We start from the raw sequence: 15,374 nt of genomic DNA, 5'->3' as shown, positions 1-15,374 counted from the left end.
CTCGAAAGATCAACAACCCCTAGCACCAAACATGCAAAAGCATATACATTCAGGAGTACAAGGTGGATAAATCTGCCTTTTTAACTGCGAAAAATAGCACCTTCACCCCAGTGACAGGATTAGCCTTTTTTGCAATCGCTTCCGGCTTTCTAATGAGCCTTATACCACTGTCGTTAACCTCATTTAACATGGACAGTTCACTGACAGCTTGGTTAGCCAGTATTTTCTACCTAGGCATACTCGTGGGCACAATGGGGGTGCAGTCTGTTATCACAAAGAGCAGTCATCGCTTTGCACTTATCCTGTTCCTATCTTTATTGATAGCAACCATATTGTTGATGCTCATGCTTCCAGTTGCGGGGGTATGGCTAACGGCACGATTCATTGCCGGCATAGCTGTTGCTGGTGTATTTGTCGTGGTGGAGTCTTGGTTACTCATGGCCGATAGCGCTAAACAAAGAGCCAAGCGATTAGGTTTATATATGATGTCGCTTTATGGCGGCAGCGCTTTAGGTCAGCTTGCTATTGGTCCTATTGGCATTAGCGGCTTAACCCCATTTTTCTGTGTCATAGGGCTGTTACTCATTGCCATACTGCCGCCACTGCTGGTTAAAAAGGGTCAGCCTTTACAGTTGCAGCATCAAAAAATAGGACTAAAAGAAGCACGTAAAATAAGCACGCCGGCCATTATAGGTTGCCTAGTATCAGGTATGTTGCTCGGGCCTATATATGGCTTGATGCCAAGCTACATTAATACCCAGCTTGCCAGTACCGATAAAACAGCATTTCTAATGGCAGTGATTATTATCGGCGGTATGCTCATTCAACCATTAGTGAGCTTTTTATCGATAAGAGTCAGTAAAAGCTTACTGATGGCGCTGTTTTGTCTACTTGGAACCATAGGTATTGTGGGAGTGTTAGACGGCAAATCAATGCTAATAATCAGCGTGAGCTACTTTATTCTAGGTGCAAGTTGCTTTGCCTTATACCCCATTGCAATCACGCTTGCTTGTGAAGCCATAGGGGCAGAAAAGATAGTCGCAGCGACTGAGTTAATGCTGCTCAGTTACAGTGTCGGCTCCGTTTTTGGTCCTATCATTGCCGAGCACAGCAACCGTTCTGCGCATTCGCTGATTTTGTATTTAGGTTTTGTGTTGACCACAACGTCTATTTATATGCTGTTAAAAAGTTTACACAAAACCCATAGCGACCAAACTCCCGCTATCGGCTAATCAACCTTTTAAAACACACAAGGATAAGAACATTAGCTTTAATGTTCTTATCATCTAACCATCACAGCTCAAGCATAGCCTAGCCTCAGGTAAGCTCCCGCCCCCCAAACCCTAGCGCCTAAAATCTGCAATAAAACAAATCGAAAGTCATATCAAACAGCTGATAAGTAATAACTTAATTAAAAAGAAGATTTCCGAAAGGTTACCAATAGCGATCTCACCTAACCTCTATTTCGAGTGTAAATGAGTAACCCAGTTAACAACGGATGTTAATTGACGACAAGGAGTCACCGTCATGCAAGTTAAGCAAACACATCTACAGCAAACAACATCTAAGCATTACTTGAAAAAACAACTAACCCTGTTTATTTCAGCAGCGACAGCCATGGCCAGTGCATATGCCGCAACGGCTGACGTAACAGCTAAACACAGCGATAAAGTTGGCCAAGCGGATAGTGCAGCTGAGGCCAACAACCTGCAAGCAGACACTCTATAACCCAGTAGCAATGGGGCAAACCCAGCTAATTTATGCAGCGCACCAAAAGGAAATACATGATGAGTATTAAACAATTTCTCGGGATGAGAACGCAGCAAGAACTGCTAACCAGTCACGACATAGTGCATCCCAAAAGGATTTTAAATAAAAATCTATGGACCATTGAGGCTCTGCGGGAGCATCTACAGTGGGCCGTCGACGTCGAACTTTATACCATTCCGTATTATATGTCGGCAATGTACTCCGTCATAGACCAAGCCTCTGAGGCCAGACGCTTAGTACGTTCAGTGGTTAACCAAGAGATGCTGCATATGCAGTGTGCAGCTAATATCGCTAACGCTTACGGTGTTGATCTGCATATTACCGCCCCCCACTATGGCAAAGAGGTTCCACACCTAGACTTTACCGAAAACCCCAACCAACCCACAAAAGTCTTCAGCCCTTATAGCACTCAAATAGGGCCGATGGATGTTGAGCGTATCAACACTATGTGTATTATCGAATGCCCTGGAGAGATTAGTCCGGCAACGTTAAACCCTAACAGCGATGAGTACGGCTCAATTGGTGAGATCTACAATGCCATTCGCGTAGGCGCAGCGATACTCCGCAAGCATATTATCGCCAATAATAACCAAGTGGCTCATTTCCAGTCGACCTACCCAGAGGTGAGTTCACTAACGGTAAGCAAAGACGGCTGCGAAGGACTCACGCAAGTGAATGGGTTAATCGATTTAATTGTCGACCAAGGGGAAGGCGCAGCTTGGCCCGATGAGAAAATCAATCGAGACGTCCCCATTGAGCAACGTTTTGAAGACGACCAAAAAGAGCAGCTATCACCTGAGTACCAAAACCATGTTGACGACATTCAGCCCTATTGGGATCACTTCCAAAAGTTTACTTACCTGCGCAAGCAAACACTGCCAGCAACCTTTCCGCTAAATTTTGGCAGCCCTAGAGGACTTCAAAACCAGCAGATCCTCGTTAGCCATTTTGGTCATTTCCTACAGCTAATGAATATTGTGTTTAACCCTATTTATCAACAACAGTTGGCCAAAGAGAATGGCATCAGTGTCGAGCAGGTACAGCATGAGGCTGGCGCCGAGTTCGGCACCACCATGTACAAAGTCGGCGCAGCAATAGCCGCCTGCTGGGAAAACGGAGTCGTCCCAGTATTCTCTACTTCACAAAGCCAAACGGAGCAATAATCATGAGCCAGTCTATTTTTAAAATTCATCCAGCTATTGGTATTGCTCGCGTTGGCAATAGCAGTGAGTATTATCTTGCACCAGAATCCATTGCCGCAATGCCGCAACCCGGTAAGCCCTGCGATCCTACTACTGGCGGGTTACCTATTCGTCCAGGCACTGAAAATACCATCATAAAAAGCTCAGAGTTCCGTGATGCCTGTGGTGCCTTTAAACGCCAAGCGGCACGCTTTCGTATTTTTGCCTATCCTGAAGAGAAGGTAGAGCAATATCCAGCAGCAAATGGGCAAGAGATTAAAATTGGCAGCGTTATCGATGGCAAGAAGGTCGTCGACATTGTTTGGAGTGTCCATCTAGCCAACAAAAAATGCAGCTGGTTTGCCAATGATGACGACCATGGTGCAGTCGCTTATGACAACGGCGCCACGCCGACCTTAAGAAACTTGCGCGAGGGTCTAGACCCATACAATGGCGAACGACTCAAAAAGCTGATTATTGATGCTGGTCCTCGGGTGCTAAAAGGCTGTAATGGCAAAGTAGAATTTAGCCCTAACCACGTCGCATCTATCGAAAAAAACGCTGAAATCCAACAGCTGCCCGACTATCCACAGTCCTTCCCATATATGCATTTTGAGCAACTAGAAACGCCTCAAGGTCGTATCGATAGCTTAGGAGAGATGGAAACGGATAGCTGCGGTCGGCTTATTGTTGCAGGCGGTTATGGTAAAAGTAATGCTTGGAAGCTAGATGCAAAGGACAAAGTACAGATCAATAACCCGGTCAATAATGATCAGTGGTTTGACGACACCTCTGACGGCCCAGTCAATGCCACCGTGCAGTTTGACGATGGCACTACCGCCACAGTCTTTGGTGGCTGGGTGGTGGTGACAGACCCAAGCTATGCGCCGCAAACACTCAATGTCGTATCGCTGTTTGACGAAGCATATGATCTATTTTTACGACAGTTAGATTTAGATCCAGCCATCTTCAGTAACGGTCAGTTTAACCCCAACTATCAGCCGGCTTTCGACGACCACATTAAACCTATCTTCAGAGCCACAGCGCAGCAATTGTGGAATGCCTATCTGCCCAGTTTTGCCATTGACGCCCATAACAGTGTCGACAGTATTAGTGCCGACGACAATCCCGACGAAACCATCTTGGCAGGGCTTGCCTACATTCGCCAACCCAACGCCGGAAAGCAAGCAAGCTGGCGTTCACAATCTATCGATGTAGGAGCACCGCTAATGCCTTTGGCACTTGGCGATTCAAGTCCCGCTGGCGGCAAACCGTTTCTCAGCCCAACGGTGAGCCAATACCATGCTCTACATTGTTGGTCTAATCACCAATATAAAAAGAGTAACGACAAGCCACTTGGCGCGGGTGAATACCTCGACCGAGCCACGCTGCAAAACTGTCTTGGAGGTCGCTTTAGCCCAGGTATTGATATGACCTGGGTGATCCGCGAGCCCAGTATGTATATCACCAATTGGCAGCAAGGCGCTGGGCCTTTTCGTATTCATCACAAGCCCCTCGATTACGCCGCTGTTAGCAACCAAAGCCTTGGCTATAAAACCCCATTACTGACTCTTGGCTGGATCCCCCGCCATGAAGATGTTGAACACCTAGGGCTAGAGCCTGGCGATGCCACTAAATTTATGGCACTGCCATGGCATGCAGACTACAACTCTTGCGCTATTCATCAAACCTCTCCCAACACGCAAGACTCACAAACCCTCTATTGGTCGTGGCCAGCCCAGCGTCCAGTGACGGTTTATACCGCCCAAGACTTTCAAGACTCACAGATAGATAAAGACCGTCATGGCCTACCGCCACAGCGTTACTCAGTTAGAGGCCACGGCACAGTACCGGGAGAAAATAGCCCAACAGACAGTGGTAACTTAGCCAATGCAGGCCGCTTCTGGCAGTACAGTGAGATGCTTGAAAAGTGGAACGACATTGGTGTGATAGTACAAGCCAGCATCATAGATGATGGCCAATGCTACCCCGATGATGTCTATCTAGAAGTGGAAAGTAAGCTCGAAGGTAAAACCCCAGAACTGAAGCAACCCACCCCTTGGCCGATGATTGCAGGCAACGAAACTGCCATCAACAAAAAGAGGTAAGCGATGAAACCACTCTATGACGTCATCATCGTCGGAGGGGGGCCTGCTGGTTGTGCAACTGCGATTGCATTGCACAACCTTGGGGTTAACAATACGCTTGTCATCGAGGGCAGCGATTACACCGCCCCTCGAATTGGCGAGAGCATCCCACCCAACAGCCGCGAACTCTTCGAAAAACTAGGGATCTGGAACGCCTTTAGTGCACAAAAACATGCGCCTTGCTTAGGGAGTTACTCAAGCTGGGGCAGCGATCAACTCGGCTATAACGACTACCTGTTTAACCCCCAGGGCAACGGCTGGCACTTAAACCGCAGCGCATTCGACAGGTTTCTCGCTATGCAGGTCGAAAAACAGGGCGGCGCACTGCTGAAAAACACCCATTTTGCTAGCTTAACCCAAGAGCAACACCCCTATCCGATTAAAGTAACTCTACGTAATAAGGCCCAAATTCGATGCCGCTTTATCGTTGATGCCACAGGCCGTAGCGCTAAAGTTGCCCGCCAATTTAACGCTAAAGTACAAGTTGAAGATCAGCTCGTTGCAGTAAGCGGCTACTTTAACGCTAGCGACATCATCACGAAACAGAGTTACCAGCAGATGACCCTGCTAGAAGCTGTTGATTATGGTTGGTGGTATTTAGCTCACCTACCCAATGATAAGGTCATCGTCACCGTTGCCAGCGACGCCGAGGTTATCAAGCAAAAGCAGCTCAAAAGCATTGATGCTTGGCAGCACGCGCTGCAACTCACCCAACATATTAGCCCTATTGCAGGTCAAGCAACCCCAAGTAACCTGCACACTTGGGTTGCCCAGTCTGCCATTATGGATCCCCCTGCCGACCAGTGCTGGCTAACCGTTGGCGACTCCGCGTCAAGCTTCGATCCTATTAGCTCGCAAGGGATCTACAAAGCACTTAAAAATGGCATAGATGCCGCAACAGCAATTGAAGCTTGGCTCAGAAATAACACACTGGAGATCAATCAATATCGCAATAACCTAGCCCACAGCTTTATCAGCTACCTTGAGCAAAAGGCCTACTTCTATAATCAAGAACAGCGCTGGCCTCAAAGCGAGTTTTGGCAGAAGAGGCAAACTCCACTGTAATGACCAAATACCACATAAGCTACAACCGGATCAGTCGAGCACTCTGCCGTTGAATAGATAGCCAAAGACCGCGCAGTCATTGCGCTGTCTTTATATTAAGCACAGCCGTTCGGGTTCGTTTCAATGCTTTTGTCATCGCTTTAATCAATGCGTTACGCACTTTTCATTTAGCTCGCTAAGCATCATCGCTCAAGCCTTGCCTTAGAATTAGAATTAGAATTAGAATTAGAATTAGAATTAGAACAAAAACTAAGCTCGAAAGCTCTATAGCCGCTAACTTTTATTAACCATCTGCGACTTGCTTCAAACAAATGTAACAATTTAACTTTAAAATTAGATAGATAGCCTAATACGCACGTATACTTTAGCCCTCATACATTAAGGGAACTATTCCATGAAAATCAGCGCACGTAATACCCTAAACGGCAAAATCAAATCAATCGATGAAGGTTCAGTTAATAACGAAGTTGTTATTGAATTGGCACCAGGCGTTGAGATCACTTCTGTTGTGACTAAAAAATCTTGCCAACAACTTGGCCTAGTGGTTGGTGGTGATGCATATGCCATAATCAAGGCAAGCAATGTAATGGTTGCTGTAGATTAACCAAGTCATCTAAGTCTGGTTATCTAAGTTTGGTTAGCAAAGCCGCGGTTGCAATTGTAATAGCGGCTTTAATCAGCCAAATAGCGAGATAACAAAGCCAATGATAATCAAAGATGTACCCAATAAAATGGTATATTTCACTCGAGTTGCTTGTTTAAAAGCTTGATGACCAGCGTATTGAATTTCAATATTGTCTGAGACTTCGAAACCACGCCCAAGCGTCCAGAAAAATAACGTCAACCTATCAAAAGAAGCCATAAAACGCCCCTGCGAACCCAGTAAACTATCCCACTGCTGCCTATCATTACGTTTTAACGTACGATTAAGCTCAGGCAAGCCCATAAAAGCAATGCCTATAAACAGCAGCACAAAGCCCAAAGCTAATACTGACATATTGTCCTCCGTTGACCAAAACCACACCTACTAGGCTAAACATCGGACAAATTCACCAATAAGTAAAGACCGACTAACTCCTCAAGCCAATAAAAATAAGCTTTTTTGAAATAACACTATTACTAATCGTTTTCAGCTAACTTAAATTATCTGCTTCAGTAGTCATCTAATCCTTTACGGACAGCCACATTAAAACCAAACAACAAATTAACAATATTCACACTTTAACTACACTGAAAACGATGCCATAATCATTAACAATTTAGTGTTTAGCCGTCTGATTTGTGAATTTTTTTTGACTATTTTTCCGGGTAAATACAGTAGGAACAACCTTACCCTAGGTCATTTGCGCCACCCTATAGGGCCAATGGAATGAAACTATGAGTGATAACACTTTTTTCTTCGGTGAATGGCAAGTCGATCCTAATGCCAATAGCCTAAGAAACGGTAAACAGCTTAAGCAGTTAGAACCTAAAGCCATGGATGTACTTAACCTACTTTGTCAGCGCGCTGGTGAAGTGTTAAGTAGCGACGACATAGTGCACCACTGTTGGCCCAATACCGACGTGGGTGACAACCCGCTGCATAAAATCATTAATCAAATTCGTCGCGCCCTTGGCGACAGCGCTACCTCGCCCACTTTTATCGAAACTATTCGCAAGCGCGGTTACCGCACATTAGCAGAAGTACGCTTTCCTATTGGCCAAGAGGAAGCTGCCGACAGTCAAAGCTGGCTAAGTGGTTCACCTTTTCCAGGCCTGCAAGCATACTCCGCTGACTATGCCGACGTATTCTTTGGTCGGGGCAAGCAAGTAAGTGTGCTGCTAGACAGGATCAGCCAACAGATAAAATATGGCCGCGCGTTCTGTCTCACCTTAGGCCCTAGCGGCAGTGGTAAATCATCACTCATTAACGCCGGCGTGATGCCAAACTTAATGACGACTGCAGGCTATAACAGTGTCAAAGTGGCCTCTTATAGCGAACTAGATTTTGCCGATGTAACCAGCTCGCAGCTGTTTATTGAACTTGCCAGCACCATGCTCGACTGGGAGTTGAACGATCTACCTGTATTTGATGGCTACAGCGCCGACACCTTAGCCAGCGCTATCCAAACTGAGCCCAATAGTATTATTCAGCTTTGCCAGCAAGCCCTTAAAAATCAAAATAGTGGCTTTACTCACTTCGCTCTGTTTATCGATAGGTTAGAGATTTTACTTTCATCACCGCTATTTAATGATGATGAACGCCACCAGTTCGTCGAGCTCATTGAGCATTTGTCCACCTCAGGCACAGTACTGGTGCTCAGTGCTTGTCGTAATGAGTTTTATCCATTGCTGGTGAATTACCCCACGCTAATGGCGGGCAAGAGTCGCGGCGCACATTTTGACTTAGCGCCGCCATCGCGCAGTGAACTGCTACAGATGATCCGCCTACCAGCCATTGCAGCCAATCTAAGTTGGGACAGCGATCCTGACACCGCCATGCCGCTCGATGAAATTATCTGCAGCGAAGCGGCAAGTAACCCCGACGCCCTGCCGATGCTGCAATTTATGCTGCAAGCCTTGTATCTACGCCGCAGTAGCGAAAACCAATTATTACTGTCGGTCTATCAAGAGCTTGGCGGCATTGAGGGCGCAATTGGAAAAAACGCCGAAGACGCCATTAACGCCTTAACTAATCCGCAAAAGGCCAGTCTACCGCAGGTGTTATCTTTATTGGTCACCTTGCGTGAAGATGAAACCTCAATTACCAGCCGCACCGCCCGCTGGTCGCAGTTAAAAACCGAGTCAGAAACCGCATTAGTGCTGGCCATGGTCGACAGCCGTTTGTTTGTCTCCCATCTACAAAATGATGAGCCCTGTTTCAGTATCGCTCACGAAGCGCTATTAAGGCGCTGGCCACGGGCAACCAGCTGGATAGAAGCACACCTTAGCGATCTACAGATTAAAAGCCGCCTCTTCCATCTTGCCAAGCGCTGGCGCAAAGAACACAAAAATAGTGCCTATCTGCTCGCCGACGGCAAACCGTTAAAAGAAGCTTTAGCACTGCAACAAAACCCCTTGTTTACCATCGAGCCGCAAGAGCGTGAGCTTATTACCGCCTCAAGTAAACAACAGCGCAGCAAGCGCTGGGTAAAGCGTATGACGATTGCCACCCTGTGTGTTTTGTCAGTGGTGTCGGTCATTATGAGCATTAAAAGTAACCAAGCAGAAAACGTGGCGCAACAAAAGCGTTTAGCGGCCGAGAACCTGCTCGGCTTTATGGTGGGGGATTTCGCCGACAAGATGCGCGGCATCGGCCGTATGGATCTGCTCGATGGCATTAGCAACAAGGCATTAGAATACTTTAGTGACGACGCTCAGCTCAACAATGACTTAGGTTTTGAAGCCAACTTCCAACACGCGCAAACCCTTGAGGCCATGGGCGAAGTCGCCTACTCACGTAATAAATTAGATCAAGCCAATAGCGCTTTTCATGCTGCCCGCAACAAGCTCACCGCGTTGCTAGAAAAACAACCGCACAATTTAGAGCTGCTCAAAACCCTCGGTGCCAACGCCTTTTGGATAGGCCAGCTCGATTACGATAAAAGCGATTGGGACGCGGCAAGAGTATGGTGGGAGCAATACCTAACGTATAGCCAAACCATGTTTGATGTGGCGCCAGAGGATAATGATGCGCTGATAGAGTTGGCATATGCGCAGAACTCTTTGGGTTCCGTGTCGATGAAGCAGCAGGATTTTGAGCTATCCCTACAATCGTTTAAACAATCTTTAAAGCTAAAGCAACTAGCCTTATCTCATGATAAAACAAGCAAGAAACTGATTGCAGACGTAGCCAACACACGCTCATGGATAGCCAGTGCAGCCTTAGCCCAAGGCGATATCCAAACAGCAATAAAAATACAACTAAAAATCCAACAAGACCTCAAAAATATCAGTTCCAATGACTCATATACCCTAGATAGGTTAGCCAGTAGCAATCACATACTTGCTACTCTCTATTACTACCTTGAGCAGCATGCGGATGCATTTGATCAAGCCCTGCTCAGCTACCGAGCCATAACAGAAGCATTAAAGAACGATCCTAAGAACGATATCTGGCGAATTCAACAATATAATGCCTACTTCATTATGCTCAGATTTATACAATACCCCGAAAATTTGAATAATAAATTTAAACCAAAGATAATCGCAACGATACTCAAAGCAGACATATCACTTAGTCAATCTAAGCACTTAGAAAATGTTTGGGCAAAATACTATTTCGCTGCTGCCAGCTATTACATAAAAACAGGCGCCTTTAAACAGAGTGAACAACTAGCCCTTAAGTCAACAGAACTATTCAGAGGGCTAGCTATAAGACACCCTGACAATAAACTTCATTTGGCTAACTTATCAGCAAGTGAACTGCTACACGCAAGCGCTATCAAGGCTTCAGGCTCTCCTTCTTTTAACACTCGACTTTGCCAGCAAGCTGAACAAAGAATGAAAAATATTGTAAAGATAAATAAAGATCCAAAATTTACGATTACCTACATTCGTGCACTAGCCTGTTTAAATCAATTAGACAGCCAACCAGAGCTTGTTAGTAAATTAAAAATATCAGGCATTGAAGTAAAACCGTTTTAGTTAGATTTCTAGATAGTCACCTAAAGAGTTTTAAGTAAATTAACCCGTAACGTAAAAGGAATTCCATATGCCAATCAACACAAAAATTGTACAATTCAAACTCACTGTAAGCCTGAATAACGATAATGTACCTCAATTTAACTACACCGATGAAGCTGGCATTCCGGCATTAGGTAGTGTTGTGGTAAGCGAACCAACAACTATCCGTTATAGCCTAGTCGATGAAACAGGTAAAGGCCTTAAGATTACTGGTGCAGCTTTTACCGCCCCATTCAATAACGTAATAGATGATGTAGTAGTTAGTCCCGATGGTATGTCAATAGAGTTAATTGATTATGACGCTGTTACAGGTAAGACTGGTTTCCGCTTTGTACTATCTGCAGTTGACACTAGATTAATGATATTAAGCCCAGATCCTGAAGTTATTAATCGTGGTAATGAAGTATAGATAATGAACTAGACCCCATAGTTACCCCAAAAGATGAGGTTACTTTGCCTCATCTTTTTCGTATCAATGAATTGTTTAGCCAACCATTATAGTAATTCACTTAAATCGATAAGCCAGCCATTGTTAATCCAGTTTACAGAGGAAATTATCATTTGATTAAGCGCTATAGTCGTTAGCCAGCTTGAACATGTTGGCATTAACTATGGCTGGCCATATTGTTGTTCAATGCTTTTGTTCAGGCTCTTCTGCTTATTTTATCTTGCAATTCCTAGCTAACACCTTTTAAAAATAATACTTTTTTCCACCTAAACAGCCCTCCAGCAAGACTTTAGACCCAGAGAACAACCTTCCGCATTTAAAATAATAATCATAATAACAACAACTTAAGCAGGAAGATTGCCGAAAGGTTACCAGCCATATATTTAGATAAAGTATTCACTCAATAAACGCGGGCTAAGCGTTAACTCAATCATAAACAAGGGATATTGTTATGTTGGCGACTCCAACTGATACGGCTGCTAGTGCGACATTAACGACAACGGACTCTAGTAAAGTAGAGCCGAAAAGTACCAAAGCAGAGTTGCCATCGACTAACAATATCAACCAAACAACCTACAACGAAACCCTGAGCTTTACCCCACTGAAAACCATCAGTCAGCTAAAACAAGCTGAACTACAACCTATAAAAATGATGGTAAATCTATTAATGGAAGCGGTAGTAGTCGTTGATGAGCATGGCACAATTCAGCTCATCAACGAACACGCCATTGACCTTTTAGTCGGTGATAATCTTAATAATAATGAAGCCGTAAGCCCTGATGGTTTGAGTAGAACCGAAGAGCCAATGAGTGCACCCACTTTAATCGGTCAACAGTGGCAAACCTACTTACTAGAACCGCAAAAAAGTTTATATCAAAAGATGGTTATAGAGTCTCGAACAGGTGCTCGGCCATTAAACCACCCACCAGCAGAAACCACCCTGCGGCTAATGGACAAAAGCAATAAAGACGTTGAAGTGTCAATCACTCACTTTGCCTTAAGTACACCGATGTTCGCTATCGTGATTAGAGATTTAACCAAATACCGTATGGAATACAAACAGCTGCATCAATGGGCATCGACCGACTGCTTAACCAAATTAGCTAACCGCCGTGTATTTGATGCTGAACTGCAAAATCACTGGCAAAGCTGCACCGACAAGCAGCGCCCAATCAGCGTGTTATTGATAGATATTGACCATTTCAAGATTTTTAATGACAAGTACGGCCATATCTTGGGTGACTACTGCCTACAGAAAATTGCGCGAGCGATTGAAAGCTCTTTACCTGATGCTGACTGCACCGCTGCCCGCTATGGCGGTGAAGAATTTGCCATCATTATGCCAAACTGCAACGCCAAGCAAGTAGAGCAAACTGCGCGCTTAGTTCAAAAGAACATTAATGACTTAACTTACATGGATATTGGCCTTGATGCCTCAGTAAGCGTCAGCGTAAGCCAGGGCCATGCTAGCGAAATAAACGGCCAGTATAGAACAAGTACTGCGCTTTTATGTGCCGCCGACACTGCCCTTTACCGTGCTAAAGCCGACGGAAGAAATAGAATCAACGCCTGCCTTTAAGATTGGTTAAACAGGAGGTTAACATGCAATATGACCAAGATAAGTTTCAACTTTTGCAGCTTGCTAGCCCACAACTGCTGTTCTGGGCAATTAACCCTGTCATGGCTATAAATGAACTTATACTTGGGCAACGCTTACCGCAAGTGATCTTAATTGAAAAACACAACACCCGGCCTATGATCGAGCGCCAATTTATCCCCTGCCCACACTGCAAGGCACTTAACCCCGCAAGATTATGGAGCTCAGGGAACGCTTTTGCTCATTGGTTTGGTTATGTTTGCCCTGAGTGCAGTCGCACTATTCCCTGCTTATGGAATGTCACCAGTCTATTGTTACTAGCCTTAACCGCCCCAATTTGGCTATTACTTAAAAAGCCTCTGCAGCAACGCTGCAAAATCAAGAGTCTGAAGCGGGTGATAGCGATGAAACAGAAAACGGCAAAAGTAACTAATCAGCAGCCTTGCATAAAAACAGCGCAAGCGACTGCCGTCATACTGTTTCTATTTATGTTGTTTATTCAAAGCAGAACTGCGACCTTATCTGTTGAGCAAATGTCCATTAGTTTGATGACGAGCTGTTTAGTGGGCATTGTTTTTGGCCAGCTAGCGACATTTAAAAAACGGCAGCGATCAAAAAAGCGCTATTGGTAATAGCGCTTTGCTTAGCCCTTTATGCTGCTCGACTTAAAAAGTATTAGCGGTTGATAATCACTTTTTCGATAATAATCTGCTCTCTAGGTACATCATCATGCCCAGCTTGAGTCGCCGTTTTAGCTCGACCTATTTTAGTCACCACTTCCATTCCAGCGGTTACGCTGCCAAATACGGCATAGCCCCAGCCCGCATTAGTGGTTGCGGTATAATCAAGAAATGAATTGTCAGCTAAGTTAATAAAAAACTGGCCCGTTGCAGAATGCGGCGCATCGGTGCGCGCCATAGCAATAGAGCCCCTGACATTTTTAAGGCCTCTATTGGCTTCATTAACAATTGCAGCGCGGGTGGGTTTCTCCTCCATTTCGGCAGTAAAACAACCACCTTGCGCCATAAAACCCTTTATTACCCGATGAAATATTGTGCCTTCATAAAAGCCATCTTCACAATATTTAAGGAAATTTTTCGAGCTCACTGGCGCCTTTTCAAAATCGAGCTCTATCTCAATATCACCAAAGTTGGTGCTGAAAATAATCATATCAATTCTCTTACACTACATAATTGGCGCCAGTATAACCTGCGTTATAGCAGATACTGCAACCCGGTTAAGGCTGTACGTCCACCACCGTATCATTTGCTTGCTGCCGATAGCGCTCAAACATCTGCTCTAGTGGCTCAACCGCAGGTTCAAAACCTTTGTCAGCCAAAAACTCTGCATTGTACAACTTAGATGATGAGCGCTCGGCTACGTCACAATAGAAGGTCACAATCCTGTTGCCCTTACCCATTTTAGCCGCAGCAAATAGTGCACCCGCTACATTAAGTGCGGCGCTACTACCAAGCACTATGCCATCTTGTTGCTGCACGTGACGCGCGATCGCAATAAGGTCAAGATCTGGCAACGTAATCGCTTTATCGACTTTTGCTTGTTTGAAGTTTTCCACTAAGCGCATTATGCCAATCCCTTCGGTAAAAGAGCTACCGCTGGACTGGTACTCCCCTCGCTTGAGATAGCTATAGATACCAGAGCCATCGGGGTCAACAAGCCAAGTTTGCAACGCCGGGTTTTGTTCCGACAAGTAACGAGAGTTGCCAGCAATGGTGCCACCAGTGCCTGCGACAGAAACCAGTGCATCAATATTGCCATTGGTTTGTCGCCAGATCTCTGGTGCTGTATGTTGATAGTGAGCTTTACTATTGCTGACATTCTCAAATTGGTCAGCCCACCAATAGTCATCACGAGCCTCACCCAGACGCCTCGCGGTATGATAAAAGTGCTCGGGGTTAGCAAATGGACAGGCATCGACCAATAATAGTTCTGCGCCATAGAGTTTAATCATCTGCTCTTTTTCTGGTGCTTGGCCTCTTGGCATGACCACCAGCAGTTTAAAACCCAGCGCTTTGGCGACGAGCGCTAAACCGATACCGGTATTACCAGCTGTTCCCTCAACAATCGTCATGCCGGTTGTTAATTTTCCAGCCTCAACCGCATCCAGCACCATCTGCAATGCGGCGCGATCTTTAATCGAACCGCCAGGATTTTGCTGTTCGCATTTAAGTAAAATGTCACAGCCGCTTAACGTCGATAAGCTATCTATCCGTAATAGATCAGTATGACCAATAAGTTGAGTGATATTGTTTGATAGCAAAGGATATTCCATAAACTGCCTTAATGATTATTAAGCATATTCACATACTAAGCTTAGCTCCCATGCAAGCATATCGAGACTTTATCGCACAAAGCCAGCTTAGACTCTTCAACTGTTAGGGGCTGTTGATCTTTCGAGCTTAGTTTTTGTTTGATGCTTTACCCTAAAGAATAATACTTCTAGTACAAGGCCTTAGCGATGAAGCTTAGCTGGCTAAGTG

13 protein-coding genes are annotated in these 15,374 nt (G+C 45.2%); 10 read left to right on the top strand and 3 right to left on the bottom strand.

Annotated elements, in window-relative coordinates:
* Window positions 1–62 precede the first annotated feature (62 nt).
* The 6 genes from AB4238_RS12665 to AB4238_RS12640 all read left to right on the top strand — a co-directional run bounded on the left by AB4238_RS12665 (window position 63) and on the right by AB4238_RS12640 (window position 6,767).
* Window positions 63–1,232 carry an MFS transporter gene (locus tag AB4238_RS12665; RefSeq protein ID WP_372033762.1) on the top strand — a complete coding sequence of 390 codons (1,170 nt, stop codon included), beginning with the start codon at window positions 63–65 and terminating at the stop codon, window positions 1,230–1,232.
* Window positions 1,233–1,527: 295 nt separating this feature from the next.
* Window positions 1,528–1,728: a hypothetical protein gene (locus AB4238_RS12660; RefSeq protein WP_372033761.1), complete on the top strand. Its 201-nt coding sequence runs from the start codon at window positions 1,528–1,530 to the stop codon at window positions 1,726–1,728.
* Window positions 1,729–1,784: 56 nt separating this feature from the next.
* The gene (locus AB4238_RS12655) at window positions 1,785–2,933 is read left to right on the top strand and encodes a ferritin-like domain-containing protein (RefSeq protein ID WP_372033760.1); all 1,149 of its coding nucleotides are present in this window, start codon (window positions 1,785–1,787) and stop codon (window positions 2,931–2,933) included.
* A 2-nt stretch (window positions 2,934–2,935) separates the two neighbouring features.
* Window positions 2,936–5,059 (top strand): LodA/GoxA family CTQ-dependent oxidase, encoded by a 2,124-nt coding sequence (locus AB4238_RS12650; RefSeq protein WP_372033759.1) that lies wholly within the window; start codon window positions 2,936–2,938, stop codon window positions 5,057–5,059.
* Window positions 5,060–5,062: 3 nt separating this feature from the next.
* A complete protein-coding gene (locus tag AB4238_RS12645; protein ID WP_372033758.1) occupies window positions 5,063–6,163 on the top strand; it encodes an FAD-dependent monooxygenase in 1,101 nt (366 codons plus the stop codon).
* 394 nt (window positions 6,164–6,557) lie between these two features.
* On the top strand, window positions 6,558–6,767 hold the full coding sequence (locus tag AB4238_RS12640; RefSeq protein ID WP_020910844.1) for a molybdopterin-binding protein: 210 nt from the start codon (window positions 6,558–6,560) through the stop codon (window positions 6,765–6,767).
* Between the two features lie 72 nt (window positions 6,768–6,839).
* Here the strand turns inward: AB4238_RS12640 and AB4238_RS12635 are convergent, their stop codons facing one another.
* The gene (locus AB4238_RS12635) at window positions 6,840–7,160 is read right to left on the bottom strand and encodes a hypothetical protein (RefSeq protein ID WP_372033757.1); all 321 of its coding nucleotides are present in this window, start codon (window positions 7,158–7,160) and stop codon (window positions 6,840–6,842) included.
* A 380-nt stretch (window positions 7,161–7,540) separates the two neighbouring features.
* Here AB4238_RS12635 and AB4238_RS12630 point away from each other — a divergent pair, with 380 nt between their 5' ends.
* From AB4238_RS12630 to AB4238_RS12615, 4 genes are all read left to right on the top strand, one after another.
* Window positions 7,541–10,789 carry a winged helix-turn-helix domain-containing protein gene (locus AB4238_RS12630; RefSeq protein ID WP_372033756.1) on the top strand — a complete coding sequence of 1,083 codons (3,249 nt, stop codon included), beginning with the start codon at window positions 7,541–7,543 and terminating at the stop codon, window positions 10,787–10,789.
* 67 nt (window positions 10,790–10,856) lie between these two features.
* Complete coding sequence (locus AB4238_RS12625) at window positions 10,857–11,237, top strand: DP-EP family protein (protein ID WP_372033755.1); 381 nt, start codon at window positions 10,857–10,859, stop codon at window positions 11,235–11,237.
* A 490-nt stretch (window positions 11,238–11,727) separates the two neighbouring features.
* Window positions 11,728–12,855, top strand: a complete 1,128-nt coding sequence (locus AB4238_RS12620) for a diguanylate cyclase (protein ID WP_372033754.1) — start codon at window positions 11,728–11,730, stop codon at window positions 12,853–12,855.
* 23 nt (window positions 12,856–12,878) lie between these two features.
* The gene (locus AB4238_RS12615; protein WP_372033753.1) at window positions 12,879–13,505 is read left to right on the top strand and encodes a hypothetical protein; all 627 of its coding nucleotides are present in this window, start codon (window positions 12,879–12,881) and stop codon (window positions 13,503–13,505) included.
* Window positions 13,506–13,548: 43 nt separating this feature from the next.
* Here the strand turns inward: AB4238_RS12615 and AB4238_RS12610 are convergent, their stop codons facing one another.
* Entirely contained in the window at window positions 13,549–14,043 is a 495-nt protein-coding gene (locus tag AB4238_RS12610; protein WP_372033752.1) for a peptidylprolyl isomerase, read from the bottom strand.
* A 67-nt stretch (window positions 14,044–14,110) separates the two neighbouring features.
* Window positions 14,111–15,166, bottom strand: coding sequence for a cysteine synthase A (locus tag AB4238_RS12605; protein WP_372033751.1), 1,056 nt, complete (start codon window positions 15,164–15,166; stop codon window positions 14,111–14,113).
* Between the last annotated feature and the right edge of the window lie 208 nt (window positions 15,167–15,374).

It is taken from the genome of Shewanella sp. 10N.286.45.A1 (assembly GCF_041470405.1).
Lineage (GTDB): Bacteria > Pseudomonadota > Gammaproteobacteria > Enterobacterales > Shewanellaceae > Shewanella.
Note: the sequence above shows the minus strand (reverse complement) of the source record. Positions and strands in the feature narration are given on the sequence as shown.